Origin of the sequence: Shewanella sp. HN-41 (assembly GCF_000217915.1) — a bacterium.
GTDB lineage: Bacteria > Pseudomonadota > Gammaproteobacteria > Enterobacterales > Shewanellaceae > Shewanella.
Genome location: NZ_AFOZ01000025.1, coordinates 18,726 through 34,676 on the forward strand (window position 1 = coordinate 18,726; position 15,951 = coordinate 34,676).

At 44.4% G+C, this 15,951-nt stretch carries 11 protein-coding genes and 1 pseudogene; 6 read left to right on the plus strand and 6 right to left on the minus strand.

Annotation, left to right across the window (positions count from 1 at the left end; genetic code table 11):
- Window positions 1-493: 493 nt before the first annotated feature.
- The 6 genes and pseudogenes from SOHN41_RS09805 (at window position 494) to SOHN41_RS09830 (ending at window position 9,945) form a co-directional block, all read left to right on the plus strand.
- Window positions 494-3,217 carry a TonB-dependent receptor gene (locus SOHN41_RS09805; protein WP_007648348.1) on the plus strand — a complete coding sequence of 908 codons (2,724 nt, stop codon included), beginning with the start codon at window positions 494-496 and terminating at the stop codon, window positions 3,215-3,217.
- Window positions 3,218-3,343: 126 nt separating this feature from the next.
- Window positions 3,344-4,835, plus strand: a pseudogene (locus SOHN41_RS09810) (tryptophan halogenase family protein).
- 56 nt (window positions 4,836-4,891) lie between these two features.
- Complete coding sequence (locus SOHN41_RS09815) at window positions 4,892-6,919, plus strand: glycoside hydrolase family 13 protein (RefSeq protein ID WP_007648354.1); 2,028 nt, start codon at window positions 4,892-4,894, stop codon at window positions 6,917-6,919.
- 24 nt (window positions 6,920-6,943) lie between these two features.
- Window positions 6,944-9,064 carry an alpha-amylase family protein gene (locus tag SOHN41_RS09820; protein ID WP_007648356.1) on the plus strand — a complete coding sequence of 707 codons (2,121 nt, stop codon included), beginning with the start codon at window positions 6,944-6,946 and terminating at the stop codon, window positions 9,062-9,064.
- A gap of 120 nt (window positions 9,065-9,184) precedes the next feature.
- Window positions 9,185-9,568: a VOC family protein gene (locus SOHN41_RS09825; protein ID WP_007648358.1), complete on the plus strand. Its 384-nt coding sequence runs from the start codon at window positions 9,185-9,187 to the stop codon at window positions 9,566-9,568.
- A gap of 167 nt (window positions 9,569-9,735) precedes the next feature.
- Window positions 9,736-9,945, plus strand: a complete 210-nt coding sequence (locus SOHN41_RS09830; protein WP_007648360.1) for a hypothetical protein — start codon at window positions 9,736-9,738, stop codon at window positions 9,943-9,945.
- Window positions 9,946-10,122: 177 nt separating this feature from the next.
- On the opposite strand, the gene wrbA is transcribed toward SOHN41_RS09830, so the two are convergent.
- From wrbA to def, 6 genes are all read right to left on the minus strand, one after another.
- A complete protein-coding gene (wrbA, locus tag SOHN41_RS09835) occupies window positions 10,123-10,722 on the minus strand; it encodes an NAD(P)H:quinone oxidoreductase (RefSeq protein WP_007648361.1) in 600 nt (199 codons plus the stop codon).
- 1,232 nt (window positions 10,723-11,954) lie between these two features.
- Window positions 11,955-12,461 carry a hypothetical protein gene (locus tag SOHN41_RS09840; protein WP_037458693.1) on the minus strand — a complete coding sequence of 169 codons (507 nt, stop codon included), beginning with the start codon at window positions 12,459-12,461 and terminating at the stop codon, window positions 11,955-11,957.
- Complete coding sequence (locus tag SOHN41_RS09845) at window positions 12,461-12,829, minus strand: hypothetical protein (protein WP_037458695.1); 369 nt, start codon at window positions 12,827-12,829, stop codon at window positions 12,461-12,463. Before SOHN41_RS09845 ends, SOHN41_RS09840 begins: the two co-directional genes overlap by 1 nt.
- Before the next feature lie 637 nt (window positions 12,830-13,466).
- Window positions 13,467-14,012: a hypothetical protein gene (locus SOHN41_RS09850; RefSeq protein WP_037458697.1), complete on the minus strand. Its 546-nt coding sequence runs from the start codon at window positions 14,010-14,012 to the stop codon at window positions 13,467-13,469.
- 323 nt (window positions 14,013-14,335) lie between these two features.
- Window positions 14,336-15,184, minus strand: coding sequence for a rhombotarget lipoprotein (rhlP, locus tag SOHN41_RS09855; protein WP_007648371.1), 849 nt, complete (start codon window positions 15,182-15,184; stop codon window positions 14,336-14,338).
- A 211-nt stretch (window positions 15,185-15,395) separates the two neighbouring features.
- Entirely contained in the window at window positions 15,396-15,887 is a 492-nt protein-coding gene (gene def / locus SOHN41_RS09860; RefSeq protein ID WP_007648373.1) for a peptide deformylase, read from the minus strand.
- Window positions 15,888-15,951: the final 64 nt, after the last annotated feature.

Sequence of the window (15,951 nt, forward strand, 5' to 3'; positions counted from 1 at the left end):
GCCCCTTTATCATTATTCTTCAGCGAGCTAACCCAGAAAGACTCATATCAACAGTTACGGTATTGTTACTGTAGAGTAAAGGCGCTGCGACTTTATTTGTGATACCGAGCATACGTGAAGAGGGAAATAAGGTTCAATACACCTGCATACGTATGCAATGCAGAACATCGACAACCCCATAAAATCAATTCCAAACTAGCCATTAATAAACAATGAGTTATCATTAATACTTCTCTATTCCTTCACCTCATTTATTGCCCTAAAGCGGGTGATTCTTGAGCCGGAGGCGGATTGAATACGTATGCACAATATTGTGACACCGAGAAACTCGGGAGTAGTATCTTCACCGTTGCATAACAATTTGGTCATAAACGCAGCACTTATGCAGTCAATTAAGCGCCGAGATACCAAAAAAAGGCCGCATAAATAACGCGGTGATAACGATAAAACGCTCTATAAAAGCGATAAAAGCGACTTCAAGGGGAAGAAAGATATGATGCGATTTAAACCCAGTTTGCTGACCTTAGCGCTCGTCGCTGCAGGTGCTAGCATGCACTCCTACGCCGCAGATGCTGTGGCTGCCGAAGCAACGGCCAAAGACGAAAATATTGAAGTAATTCAAGTTACTGGCATTCGCCGTAGCTTGCAAGAATCCCAATCTCTGAAAATGTCATCTTCTTCTATTGTTGAAGCCATTTCAGCCGAAGACATAGGCAAATTACCGGATGTAAGCATTGCAGAATCCTTAGCCCGTTTACCTGGGGTCTCGGCACAGCGCCTAGATGGTCGTGCAAACGTCATTTCTATTCGAGGCATGGGGCCTGATTTTACTACCGCGACATTAAATGGCCGTGAACAGGCGTCCGTTAACGATAACCGCAGTGTGGAGTTTGACCAGTATCCCTCTGAGCTATTAAATCGTGTTGTGGTTTATAAAACACCTGATGCATCTGTTATGGCACAAGCGATCGGCGGCACAGTTGATATGCAAACTATCAGCCCACTTGCCCACGGAGAACAAACCATTGCCGTTGCCCTGCGCGGTGAAATGAACGACTTAGGCGCCTTAAACAGCGGTTCAGATGATAAAGGTTACCGCGGAAGTATTTCCTATATTGATCAGTTTGCCGATGACACTATCGGTGTTGCTATAGGTTATGCCCGCATGATGTCACCCAATCAAGAAGAACGTTGGCAAGCATGGGGATATCCTACAAATGATAATGGTGACAGTGTATTAGGTGGTGCTAAGCCTTTTGTGCGCTCAAGCGAACTAGAGCGTGATGGTGTATTAGCCGTATTTGAATATGCACCCAATGACACATTCCACTCGACGCTCGATGTTTATTACTCGAAGTTTACCGATGATCAACGCTTGCGTGGCATTGAAATTCCAGCGGCTTGGGGAACTAATGGTGGAGTGGTAGCGACAACAACCGACAATGGTCTAGTCACTGAAGGGATCATTAAGGGTGCTGAAGTCGTTGTGCGTAACGATGTGAATAAGCGTGAAGCGGATTCACTTTCGGTGGGCTGGAATAACAAATTTAATATCAATGATAGCTGGAATATTGAAGCAGATATCTCCATGTCAAAAACTAACCGTACCGACATAGGTATGGAAAGTTATTCGGGAACTGGCCGGGGTACTGGCGTGGGGGCCGTTGATGATTTAGGGTTTGCCTACAATGGCAATGGTGGTTATGTATTTGATCATAATCTGGATTATGCCGATAAAAACCTTATAAAACTAGGTGATCCATTAGGTTGGGGTAGCCCGCTTGGTGCCAATACCCAAGATGGTTTTATTAATAAGCCAGAAATTGAAGACGAGCTAAAATCATTCCGTTTAAGTGCTGAATATGTCCTCGATGGCGGCGCAGTGCGTAGTATCGAGTTTGGTGTAAACCGCACGGATCGTGATAAATCTAAGTTAGATAAAGGTTATTATCTCACGCTCAAAGGCTACGATGGTTCTGCTGACTATACAATGACAGTGCCAGACCAATACCTATTAGATTCAACATCCCTCGCCTTCTTCGGCATGGGCGATGTATTAAGCTATGACTCGTTAGCTTTCTACAATGACGGTAACTATACAGAAACTGACGTCGCTGATGTGGATCTTTCCCGCGCCACTAACTCTTGGGCTGTGCAAGAGGAGGTCTCCACAGCTTATGTGATGGCTAACCTTGAGTCAGAAGTTTTCGGCATTCCTGTTACTGGTAACGCAGGCTTACAAGCGGTTCATACCGATCAATCCTCTGACGGTACAGTGGCAACGGTTGAAAATGGCTTAGTGGTGTTAACTCCACGCACTGCGGGTGATTCCTATGTTGAATGGCTGCCAAGCTTGAACTTAAGTTTCGAAGTCGCCGATAGCCAAGTGGTTCGTTTAGCCGCAGCGCGCACCTTGACCCGTTCACGCATGGACAAAATGAATGCCAACCTGAACTACAGTTACAGCCAGAATCCAAGCGACGGAGTCAATTGGACAGGTAAAGCAGGTAATCCTGAGTTACGCCCATGGTTAGCCCGTCAATATGACTTAAGCTATGAAAACTATTTCAGCGACCAAGGTTATTTCTCGGTAGCGGTATTCTACAAAGATCTTGAAAACTACGTTTACGATCAACATACAGACTTTGATTTCAGCACCCTGTTCCCACAAGGGCCTACTGATAACCCAATTGGCGATGTCACCCAACCTCAAAACGGTGAAGGTGGTTATGTCCAAGGTGTTGAAGCCTCTGTATCTGTAGACTTTGGTATGTTTGTCGATGTGCTAAGTGGCTTTGGTACTGTTATTAGCGGCTCATACAACGACAGTGAAGTGAAGGAAACTCCGACCAGCAACCCAACAACCTTGCCAGGTCTGTCGGAAAAAACCTTAAACGCGACGATCTACTATGAAAACTCAGGCTTTGAAGCGCGCATTAGCTCACGCTACCGCAGCGACTTCCTAGGTGAAGTAACTAAGATCAGTCTGCAACGCGAAAACGTGAACATCAAAGCTGAAACTGTGGTCGATGCACAAATCGGTTATGACTTTAGCGAAAGCGGTATTGAGTCTCTGTATGGTTTATCGATTCTGTTCCAAGTGAACAATTTAACCAACGAACCTTTCACCTCTTACACTAGCGATGATCAACGCTTAGTTCGAGATTATCAAAACTATGGCCGTAACTTTATGTTAGGCGCCAACTATAAGTTCTAATCCTGCATGAATAAAAGCCTCTGTAAGCAGTTACAGAGGCTTTTTTATATATCATATCGATTTTTCAGCACCTATACCTAAGCGCATCAAGAAGAAACACATCAAAGATGAATTAAGGGCTAAGCCATGAGCTATATAAAGAATATTGTCATTGTCGGTGGAGGCACTTCAGGCTGGATGACGGCGGCCATGTTGGCAAGATTATTTAAATCAACCCTTAACATTACCCTTATTGAATCGAAGGAAATTGGTACCATTGGCGTAGGCGAAGCCACTATCCCGCCGCTACAGATTTTCAATAGCGTACTGGGGATTAACGAGAGCGATTTTATTAAAGCGACTCAAGCCACCTTTAAACTCGGTATTCAGTTTGAAAATTGGGGGAAACAAGGAGATTGTTATATGCATGCCTTTGGCAATGTAGGTAAAGATCTTGGATTTACGCCTTTTCATCACTATTGGTTAAGCACATCTCCGACTGAAACCAACTCATTTTGGCATTACTCCCTTAATTTCCAGGCTGCAAAAAAGCAAAAATTCCAAGTGATTGGACAACTGCCCAACGCCCCCCTAGCAGGCTTAACCCATGCCTATCATTTCGATGCTGCGTTATACGCACAACTGCTGCGCAGTTATAGTGAACGGCAAAAATGTTAAACGTATAGAAGGCAAAATTACCTCAGTAGATCTTGCCCCCTGCGGCAAAATAGACGCAGTTAAATTACAAACAGGGCAAGTGATTGCCGCTGATTTTTTTATTGATTGTTCTGGCTTTGCGGCTCTTTTGATTGAAAAAGCACTCAATGTCGGCTTCGAAAGTTATCAACATTGGCTGCCCTGTGACAGTGCATATGCAGTGCCCTGTGAGAAAGTCCCTGAATCGACGCCTTATACCCGAGCCATTGCGCATTCAATGGGTTGGCAATGGCGCATTCCATTACAACACCGTACAGGTAATGGATTAGTCTATTGCAGCCGTTTTATTAGCGATGATGAAGCGCAGCAATTTCTCTTGAATAACTTAGATGGCAAACCTTTAGCCGAACCGATAAAAATCAGTTTTACACCGGGAAGACGCCTCAAACAATGGCATAAAAACTGTGTCGCAATTGGTCTTTCGAGTGGCTTTTTAGAACCCTTAGAGTCCACCAGCTTACATTTAGTCCAATCGGCTATTATCCGCTTAAGCAAACTCTTCCCCCACCATGGGATCACGTCCAATGCCATTGATGAATTTAATCATCAATCACAAAATGAATTTGAGCAAATCCGCGATTTTATCATCCTGCATTACCACCTTAATCAACGAGAACACGCTGAAGAAATGCGTCTGTGGCAACAGTGTCAAACCATGGATATTCCCGAAAGTTTGCAGCAAAAAATTGATCTATTCCGTGAAACTGGTGCAGTGTTTAGGCATCAAGAAGAACTCTTTACTGAGACAGCATGGGTACAGGTCATGCTAGGGCAAGGTATCATGCCACAGGATTTCAACCCCTTAGCTAATACTATTCCAGCGCCCGATCTAACCGTTTTTTTACAGAATATGCGCACGATTATCGACAATGCCGTCGATAACATGCCGACACATAACCAATATCTTGCCTCCTTAGGATAAATACAATCTAAGGTTGGCTTAACAATATTGAATGAAGTAAACAACAAGGAGTGACTATGATGTCAACGCGCTCAAGGCTGACAACTTATCTGATGATGATCCTCGGTATTTGCCTACAAACTGGGCAAGTACAGGCCGAAGTCAATATCAATCCCGAGCCAGAAATGAAAAAACCTCGGCAGCCATCTTCACTCACTGTTGAACCCGCTTTTTGGTGGGCGGGAATGCAAAATCCTGAGTTACAGTTGATGCTCTATAGCCGCGATTTACCAAGTTTACCCCAGCAGCTTAAGGTGGATATCCAAGGGAAAGGTATTAGGCTAAAGGGCCTTGAACACACTGATAATCCTCACTATCTCTTTATCAATTTAGATCTGAGTCAAGCAGAGCCACAAACCTTTGAGTTGGTGATTTCCAACACACAATCCGATTCAAAAAACCAAACGCCTCTCTATCGCCTGCCCTATACCCTGCAAGCTCGAGCACCTGACAGCCGTGAGCGCCAAGGCTTTAGCAATAAGGATGTGATTTACCTTATCACTCCAGATAGATTTGCCAACGGCAATCCCAGTAACGACAATCAAGCGGATATGCTGGAGCACACCGCGCCCGATAATGCCGATGGCCGCCATGGTGGGGATATCGAAGGCATTCGCCAGCACTTAGATTACTTAGCCAAATTAGGCGTCACTCAGCTGTGGATCAACCCTCTGCTTGAAAACAACCAGGCCCAATACTCCTACCATGGTTACTCGATTACCGATTTATACCGCGTCGATCCCCGCTTTGGTAGCAACGAGGATTATCAAGCCCTCGTCGCGAAAGCCAATAAGCTTGGCATTGGCGTGATTAAGGATGTTGTAGTTAACCATATTGGCTCAAACCATTGGTGGCTAAAGGATTTACCCAGTAAAGATTGGTTAAACTATCCAGCAATAACCCAGGCCAACGGGCCGAAAATCGATGAGAATACACCCCGCTATACCAGCCATAGACGCACAACAGTGCAAGATCCCTATGCAGTAATGCAGGATAAGAGCGACTTTGCCGACGGCTGGTTTGCCGAGACTATGCCGGATCTGAATCAAAGTCATCCCCAACTGGCAACCTACCTTATCCAAAACAGTATTTGGTGGGTGGAGTACGCAGGGTTATCGGGGATCCGCGAAGATACTTATTCCTACGCCGACAAAGACTTTCTGACTAAATGGTCTAAGGCTGTGATGGATGAGTACCCGAATTTTAATATTGTCGGCGAGGAATGGACCGCAAATCCCATTACGGTTTCCTACTGGCAGAAGGGAAAAATCAATCCCGATGGTTATACCTCAGATTTACCCAGTTTGATGGACTTCCCGCTGTATGAAAAATTGATTGCCAGCCTCAATGAACCAGAAAGCTGGGACACAGGGTTTATCAAGCTTTACGAGATGTTAGCTAACGATGTGGTTTATCCTTCCCCCAGTAAGCTAGTGCTATTTGAAAGTAACCATGACACCAATCGAATCTTCAGTTTAGTGAAAGAAAATATCGACTTATACAAGATGGCACTCACCTATGTGCTGACAGCCAAACGTATTCCGCAGTTGTTTTACGGCACAGAGGTGTTGATGACTAGCCCGACCGAAGGCCGTCATGATGGTGTGGTTCGTAGCAACTTCCCAGGTGGTTTTACTGGCAGTGCCGTTAACGGTTTTACGGGCAAAGGGTTAAACCACGCGCAGCTACAGGCACAGGAATTTGTCCGTACCCTACTCAACTACCGCAAACATTCCCCTGCACTACAAACTGGCGACTTACTGCATTTTGTACCGCTGGAGGGTGTGTATGTGCAATTTAGGTGTATTGCGAATAGCACAACTCCAACCCAACAGCATGCCTGTAACCAAGCGGATGCGGATAAAGTAATGGTGATCTACAACAAAAATGACCAGCCGCAGCAGCTCGATTTAACGCGGTTTAAAAGCATACTCGGTAACAGTGCCTCGGCAATGTCGATATTAACTGGGGATAAGATCAAACTTAATCAAACGCTTACACTACTCCATCCAGGGGTAATGCTGCTCGAGATTAATGACGAATAATGAAGACTTAAGAGTGAACTGTTAATGATTAACTTGGCAGCCAAACAATTGTTTGGCCGCCAATCCGTACCGAAGGAACCCACATTGAATTTTCCATTATCCCAGATCACAAAACGCCGCACTTATCGTTGGCAACAAGGTTTAACCCTGCTGGCCTTCGTGGGCTTTGCGGCCAGTAGCACAGCAGCGCTTGATACCGCTCAGACAATGTCGTCAAAGTTCAACCAGCCCCCTAGCAATACGGCAACAACGGCCAATGATAGGGTCGAGCGAGAAAACCATACATTTAAACCTGTGGTGTATCAGATTTTTACCCGTCTCTATGGCAATAAAAATCAAACCAATAAATCATGGGGCACACTTGAAGAGAACGGTGTCGGCAAATTTAATGATATTGATGATATTGCACTCAATAGTATCAAAGCGTTAGGTGTTACCCATGTGTGGTACACTGGGGTGCCCCACCATGCGCTGATTGGGGATTACAGTGCAATCGGTGTTAGCGCAGACGATCCCGACGTCGTCAAAGGCCGCGCCGGCTCGCCCTACGCGGTAAAGGATTATTACAACGTTAATCCCGACTTAGCGGTCGATCCCGCTAAACGTTTACAGGAGTTTCAAGCGCTGATTAAGCGTACCCATCAACAGGGCTTAAAGGTGATTATCGATATAGTGCCCAACCATGTGGCGCGTAATTATCATTCCATCACTAAGCCGCAAGGCGTGCGCGACTTTGGTGAAGATGATAATCAAACCCTTGAATATGCAAAACATAATAACTTTTACTATGTAATTGATAGGGATCAACCGCGTGGTTTTCAAGTCCCCGACTTACCAGACAGTCTAAAACCTTTAGGGGGCGAGTCGCATCCACTGAGTGATGGGCAATTTAAGGAATTCCCCGCCAAATGGACGGGTAATGGCTCACGTCTCGCTAAACCCGATATCAATGATTGGTATGAGACAGTAAAAATCAATTATGGTGTGCGTCCCGATGGCACACAGGATTTTCCGAGCCTGCCGCCAAGTTACGCCACACTCGGCGCCGAGCAGCACTATGCTTTTTGGCAGCAACGAACGAGTGAATTACCTAACTCTTGGATTAAGTTCAATCAAATTGCCCAGTATTGGTTGGCTATGGGTGTCGATGGATTTCGCTACGATATGGCCGAAATGGTGCCAGTCGAGTTTTGGAGCTATCTCAACAGCCAGATAAAACACACGGATCCCGAAGCCTTTATTCTGGCCGAAGTCTATAACCCTAAGCTGTACCGAGATTATATTCAGTTGGGTAAAATGGATTATCTTTACGATAAGGTCGACCTCTACGACACACTTAAAGCCGTCATGGCAGGTAAAGAAAGCACCGCGAATATCGCGGCGGATCAAGCCAAAGTGCAAGATATTGAATCCCATATGCTGCATTTTTTAGAAAACCATGATGAGCAACGTATTGCTAATGCAGCATTTTTAGGTTCACTCAACGCCAATACATCAGCAAATACTCAGGCTGTAAATCCCCATTACGCCCTACCCGCTATGGTGGTGTCAGCCACGATTGGCACATCACCAACCTTAGTGTATTTCGCCCAGGAAGTCGGTGAAGCCGCCATCGAAACCCCAGGTTTTGGACAGGCCTCCCGTAGCAGTATTTTTGATTATGTCGGTGTGCCCGCTCACCAACGCTGGATGAATAAGGGTAAGTTTGATGGCGGCCAATCAACGGCGCAAGAAAAATCCCTGCGGGCGTACTATCAAAAACTGCTGAACTTAAGCACGGGCCGCACGGCGCCTGCACTTTTAGGGGAATATTATTCACTGGATGCCATAAATCGTGGCCTTACTGAACCTGCAACGGGCTATGATGACAGCACCTTTGCCTTTGTACGCTTTAATGCACAAACGGCAAATCAAACCGGGCAAAAACTGATTATTGTCAGTAACTTTAGCCAAACCCATGTAAAGCTTTTATCCCTTAAACTACCAAAGCAACTTATTGCCCAATGGCAGTTAACGGATGCCACCTATCCACTTAAGGATTTACTTGAAGATCATGCCGCGCAGTTAGCCGTTAAAGAAGGAGAAGGTCTGGTAAAAATAAAACTCGCACCGCTGTCTTCGGCCATATTCGAGCTAGAAGATTAAACGAGCTAAAATCGGGCCTATAGCGTCACACTAAACTGTGACGCTATCTTTTTCTAAAGGTTATACTCTCAAACCTATTCAACTCATTGAAAAACCATTTCAAAACCACAGAGGAAAGCCATGTTACTCGGCATTCACCATGCAGCGATTATTTGCAGTGACTATCAAAAGTCCAAACATTTTTATGTGACTATTCTTGGCCTTACCGTGCTTGCAGAGCATTACCGTGAGGCGCGCCAGTCCTACAAACTCGATTTACAACTGCCCGATAAGAGTCAAATCGAGTTGTTTTCCTTCGACAATCCCCCAAAGCGCCCTAGTTATCCCGAAGCCTGTGGCCTTAGGCATCTCGCCTTTCGCGTCGCATCGATTGAAACGGCTATCGACCATCTTAATGCCCATCACATCGCCGTCGAACCCGTCCGCATCGACGAATATACAGGTAAAAAATTCACCTTCTTTAGCGATCCCGATGGCTTACCTTTAGAGTTGTATCAGTTATAGCGCTGATTAAATGCGCTGCACCATCCCAGCGAATAAGATGAATAAAGCTTAATTACGGCAAGGAGCATTTAGACTTAGACTCTATAACGCTACTGATCTTGTATGCCATGGAGAATAGGCAAACGGGATTGGATGATTTGTGCAGAGAAATAGCTGAGGAATAAAAAGTGTTTGATAATCCAGCTTTATTGTTATGGAGTCTCGTCTTTAGCCTCTTTGGCCTTGGCTTTTTCACCTATGGCAAGCGTCAAGCCGCCCCCATCCCTTTGGCCGTTGGCCTCACCCTGATGATTTACCCCTATTTTGTTAGCAATCTAGCTTTACTTATCGCCATAGGCATCGCCCTCATCGCACTGCCCTATTTCGTTCGGATATGATTTTTGCCCCTTGAACTTGCATTCTGCGGCAAATTTATCCGCCAGCAGTGCTTTGTTAAATACCTGATATCAGGTGGAGAAACGGTAGTTTATTGCAACGCGATGAACAAAATACATAAGTCGAAACGCTATGTTTCTTATTGAAGTGGGTGGTGTATAACACCACCCACGAAACCATTATTTTGCTAATTTCGAGGCAATAGTTGCCACATGCTTACCTTGGAATTTTGCCAATGACAGTTCTTTTTCAGATGGTTGCCGACTTCCATCAGGCCCTGCGATACAAGCAGCCCCTAACGGCGATCCCCCCTTAACCTCTGAGATATCTGCAAGCTCAGGAGCCGCATAAGGTAAGCCAACCACTACCATACCGTGATGAAATAACGTGGTATGGAAAGATTGGGTCGTTGTTTCATTACCGCCACCAGTGCCAGTAGAAACAAATACACTCCCCACTTTACCCACTAGTTTACCCGCGGCCCATAATCCCCCAGTCTGATCTAAAAAATTACGCATCTGCGCGGCCATATTGCCGAATCGTGTTGGTGTACCAAAAATGATTGCATCGTAGTCTGCTAGCTCTGCGGGGGTTGCGATAGGTGCTTTTTGGTTTAATTTAATGCCAGCTTTTTCAGCAATATCTTCAGGTACCAATTCGGGTACCCGCTTAATCGTAACTTCAACATTATCAACTGAAGCGGCACCTTCTGCGACGGCACTGGCCATAGTTTCTATATGGCCATAACTTGAATAATACAGTACTAAAACCTTCGTCATTCTATACCTCCATTTATTAGTTGTTTGTCATTTAAGTGGGCAAAACAAACTGAACGTCTAACTTCCATCATCTTCGTTAATGACGGATATTAAATTGCATATCAATATATTGGATGTCAACTTAAATCATCAGCACGTCCGGAAGACAGCATTATGGTAGTCTAGTACCGCTTGATTTATTTGCACTTTAGCGTTCATCAAAAAGGGGCCGTAATGCCGCAGAGGTTCGAGAGGCAGCTCAAAAAGCGGCCATGGGGCGGGCGGTCGTCTCGCTAATCACCATGGCTCACCTATTTAGCATCGATGTCGCCTGTTGGTTTTAAAGAAATACGGAACAGTTTTGGGACAAAAGTACGCTAGGTTTAATGTACTAAAGGTGAGTAATAGCATTAGCAAAGTTATGTAGCCAGATTAGTTTACACTGACCCCGCATATTCGTTGGCTGATATCCACTAACGCAGGCTTGCCATGGTGTTCACTCACCGACACGCAGCAAGTCCCTCCCTGGATGCTCGACCGCCCCGTCCATGGGGCGGACGGTCGTCTCGCAAATCACCATGGCTCACCTGTTTGGCATTTGCGTAATCTGTAGGTTTAAAAGCCTTACGAAGCACGTTTTGGGACAAAACCTTGCTAGATTTTTTACTCTAATTCATTGGTTTCGGATTAATATTTGTAAGGCAATTATTGAAAGTTAGTAATAAACCGATGAACAAGCCATCCTTCTTTTTTCCATGAATTAAAGTGAATGCTCTTCTAAAACTGATGTGGCCAACACTCGCAGCAGACTGAGCAACTCAAAACAGTAGAAGAGATCTCTCATAGACAGCAGAAGCGATCAATTGCACCAGCGCCGCCAGTTGACGGCGCTGCAACAAACTGCCCGCCCTGCTGGCAGAGACTGATCACTTCTACCGGTAAAGCCTGCCCAGTCCGCTGGTCGAACTGCCCAGTTTCAGGCAAGAAAAAGCCCCAGGAAAATGGGGCTGATTGGAAAAGTGTTATGACTGCCCTGTCTTTCGTTGGTCGGGTAAAAATGAATGAGTTTTTTAATTCACTCCGACCCCTTTATCTATCTGGAAACATCAAAAAGATTTGGCTGTCCTGTCTTTTCGATTTAATTCACTCCGACCCCTTTATCACCTTTATCTCGACCCCTTTATCTCGTCTCTTTTTAATGAGTTTTTAATTCACTCCGACCCCTTTATCCCGACCCCTTTATCCCGACCCCTTTATCCGACCCCTTTATCCGACCCCTTTATCTGTTTATACATATCTTTCAGATCATCTAAAGCAGTTTTTAGTATGTCATCATCGTCAGGAGACATTACACTATCTTTTTTATCTTCTTTAACTAACCATAGCACATCGACCACACGCTTTACTTTTCGATCAAGTTCCTCATATTGGTCAACTGAATTTAATTCTAACAAACTCATCGCTTCATTTATGTCAATGATTTGATTGTTCAAAAGCATAGCAACTACGTAGTAATGTTGTTCTGTACTAAATAGCTGCTGTCTTAAAGCTCTTTTAGCAATATCATATACAACTGACACACTTGGTTCTTCCCAAAGTTTTACGAGAAAGCTTTCTAAATCATAAGAGAAAGTGAACTTTTGATCATACATAGAAGAAACTATCTCAACTACTTTATTGATTTGCTTGCTAGAAAAGAACACTAGAAGCACCTCCCAAATGAAAGATGCTTGATTACTAAAACGCAGATGTGTATTCATTAGAATGTTCTCCCGTTAGCGACTTTATCTGCTTTAAACTTAGGAGGAATATTTTCGTATGGCGCATTTATAGTTTTAGTCCCTGTCCACTCGTCTGGAAACTGACGAACACCACCATTTTTACCTATACTATTTTGGTGTTGATGCACAATTTCACCATCAGTAGTAACCTTATGTGTTCTTGATATTACGCTTCCAGACGCATCTCTTTCAATAATCTGCTCGGATGAGCCACCATCCCCTCCTTTAGACTTACGTGTTAACACTTCCTTATTTGTCTTGGCTTTAACATCCTTAACCGCACCCGGCAACCTAATCTTTTTAGCTATTGTTTTTACAACAAGTTCACCAACCTCTTTGGCTACCACCGTACCCGTTGCGACAGAGACGCCATTTTCTTGATACGCGTCAATGATGTTCTCGGCAGATTCTATCCCGTCTTTGACAGCTTCAGCAACTTGGACAAGATAAATCTAGCCACCCATTTTAGATCAACAACATAATGCACGTTGGGTTTGTCTACAACTTGTACGAGCTGAAATTGCTTAAACTAGTGTCATCAAAAGTTAAAGGGCTAAAGCTGAGGCATGAAAATGAGCTAACTCATTAAAAAAATGGTGTATTTAAGACATGCTAACTCACCCAATAAAACAAATGGGCAGTGATTGGTTTGGTTAAGCAGGATTACAGTTCTGAGTTCTGCGAGGGCGCGGCATACAAACCTCCTTGTTTAATGCTTAACCCAAGCATAGTCGGAGGTTAACAACTGCGCTATTAAGACTGGGTGTCTCTGTATTCCTTGGGAGGTTAACAACTGCGCCATTAAGGCTGGGTGTCTCTGTATTCGTCTCCATATCAGCAGATGATTTGCTTTGTGCTGCGAAGAAACTAGCCGAACTCTCATTAACTCATGGTTGTTGGGGCTATGAATTATGAGGGGATCCTACAGGGCTGGGTGTCTCTGTATTCCTCTGTATTCGGTATTCAACTCGTTTGGGGCATTACTTATACGATATCACTCTCACAGGCATCGATGAAAACTTCCAATTTTTCAAGATGAATTTTACAAAGATCCCATATCGGAACCTGTTGAGCATCACCAGTAAAGTAAAAGTAACCTTTAGAAAATTTCATTTTGATAGGACTAACCCTCTTTCCTTCTGAGATTTTATCTGACGGTCTGAAGCGAAGAACAACTTTACCTGTGGGTTGAGCACAGTGACCATCATAAGACGGTTCGACTGGTTTATAATGCACTGCTGTAGTGCGATAAGCACCAGTTGGACCTGATTTATAAAATTCTGGATGTTGCTTCCTAAATTCCTTCACCCTTTTGACTAATATATTGTTTTGCTTAAGATGCTCACTAGAACTATAACAGGCGTTTAGATAAGCGCTCAAAAAGAAAGTAAACTCTTTGGTAGGTTTATGCTCTTTGGAAATCGATTCACGAGAAACCTCTACCCGATCCATTAAACTTAAGAAAAAGAATGCTTCATCTACTTTTTGTCTTGCATTTAAAATTACATCCTCCTTGATATTATTTTTCATTAAGACTCCCTGTTAACAAATCTACTTGAATTATAAAATCAAATATATTTTTAGTATTTCTATAAGCTAAAGTACAACACCACCACAGTGATTACTTTGTAGCATTCCTAAAATTGAGTCAATTGACACGTTACAAGCTACATGTTCACCCGAGCTTGTAACTCAAAAGGTGTACAAGTCACATAGCCAGATGAACAATTCAATGGTTATTCAAGATTGCCATCATTACAACAGCGCTCTTAACGGCATGAATATCGTCCTAACTAACCTTCCCTATCTCGCCTTCCCTATCTCAGTAAATAGGCCCAAACCAATCAACTCAACTATTCTCGGCAGATAGTGATGCGGCGAAACGCAAATATACCCAGTAGCGATAGTATTAATAGGGATAAACTGCCACCGCCGCTATAACCTTGCTTATGTTCTATGGTCGCAATATGTTCTTCTTTTACGCGGGTTTTAAAGCGAGCTAATTCGGCATCTAAGTTAGTGATCATATCGTTTACCGCCAGCTCAAAGCCTTCGGCGGACTTTTCACGTAGCACGTTGGTGACGCTCACCGCGGTTGAGGTGTCGGTAAGTTGGTTGATGCCGGGCGCCCTAAACAGCATCTTTTGGCTGCGCATATCAAATACGGCAGTATCGACAAAGGTTTGGATCGCGTTTTCATTGCCAGGCACCATATACATGCCGACTATGGTCCAATAAAGCAGTGAAGCCTTATTCTCGCTGCTCTGTAACAGTTGATCGTAAGACACTAGCGCCATCACATCGACATCGTGTAAGCGGGCGACCTGCTGCAAGGTACTAAACCCTTTGCCATTTTTAAGATAAGTGCTGGGGATTAATTCGATACGGTCAATAAAGTCATATTTAACAAAAGATTGTTTAACCTTATCGAGCAAGGCGATTTGCGAGCTGCTATCGAGGGCTTCGTTTTGCCAATGGGATGAAGGCAAAAATGCGATGCCGACTGTGATGGGGAGGCGCAGCACGGGAATGCTGGGCTGCTGCGGCTCATGCTGCTTATCGTCGGGATAGAGATATTCAACCAGACTGCTGGAAACCACGTTTTTTTCGGTGGTGTTACCATTAAAAAAGGCACTGCAACCGCCAAGCAAGATGCTAATAGACGTCAGCGCGCCCAAAAGAACCATTAACTTTGTTTTCATCCGTTTCCCTACCATATCCTTACTGCGCAGAGGCCACTTTGCCCGTGCATATTGCCGCTACCTTAGCGAGTCACTGCTGTAAAAACAAGCCGTTAACCTCACATAACAGCCTTTTGTTTGGCCTTTTTAGGCGCCTAGAAACAACAAAGCCGCATCGGAATGCGGCTTTGGCTTTGATGACAACGACAATCAGTGGAACAAATTCGCCAGCTTAGGCGTATTTACGCACTTTTTTCAACGCGATCTGCTGCTTTAACGTCGATAAATGTTCTATAAACACTTTACCGTGTAAATGGTCGATTTCATGTTGCAACACAATGGCTAAAAACTCATCGGTTTCGATTTCAATCGCTTTGCCCTGTCTGTCTAAGGCGGTGACTTTGACCTTCTCAAAACGCGTCACTTTAGCGCGATAACCTGGGATAGAAAGACAGCCTTCTTCACCCACGTATTCGCCAGACTTTTCAACAATCTCTGGATTAATCAGCACAAGGGGTTGGTCACGGGTTTCGGATAAATCGATCACAATCACCGCATCCGTACTGCCGACTTGTGTTGCCGCTAAACCTATACCATCGTCCGTGTGATACATGGTTTCGATTAAGTCATCGATAAATCCCTGAACGGCATCAATATCTTTTACAGGTTGCGCCTTACGTTTAAGGCGCTCATCGGGGATTGTCAAAATATCGAGTACGGCCATGCTGGTTATCTTCTCTCATCGAGTCAAAAAAATTGGCGCTATTATGGACTATTTCAGCCTTTAC

Coding starts and splice junctions, on each gene's coding strand:
- SOHN41_RS09815 (WP_007648354.1), top strand. CDS start 4,892: ATGATGTCAACGCGCTCAAGGCTGACAACTTATCTGATGATGATCCTC.
- rhlP (WP_007648371.1), bottom strand. CDS start 15,184: ATGAAAACAAAGTTAATGGTTCTTTTGGGCGCGCTGACGTCTATTAGC.
- SOHN41_RS09825 (WP_007648358.1), top strand. CDS start 9,185: ATGTTACTCGGCATTCACCATGCAGCGATTATTTGCAGTGACTATCAA.
- SOHN41_RS09850 (WP_037458697.1), bottom strand. CDS start 14,012: ATGAAAAATAATATCAAGGAGGATGTAATTTTAAATGCAAGACAAAAA.
- SOHN41_RS09820 (WP_007648356.1), top strand. CDS start 6,944: ATGATTAACTTGGCAGCCAAACAATTGTTTGGCCGCCAATCCGTACCG.
- SOHN41_RS09805 (WP_007648348.1), top strand. CDS start 494: ATGATGCGATTTAAACCCAGTTTGCTGACCTTAGCGCTCGTCGCTGCA.
- def (WP_007648373.1), bottom strand. CDS start 15,887: ATGGCCGTACTCGATATTTTGACAATCCCCGATGAGCGCCTTAAACGT.
- SOHN41_RS09840 (WP_037458693.1), bottom strand. CDS start 12,461: ATGAATACACATCTGCGTTTTAGTAATCAAGCATCTTTCATTTGGGAG.
- wrbA (WP_007648361.1), bottom strand. CDS start 10,722: ATGACGAAGGTTTTAGTACTGTATTATTCAAGTTATGGCCATATAGAA.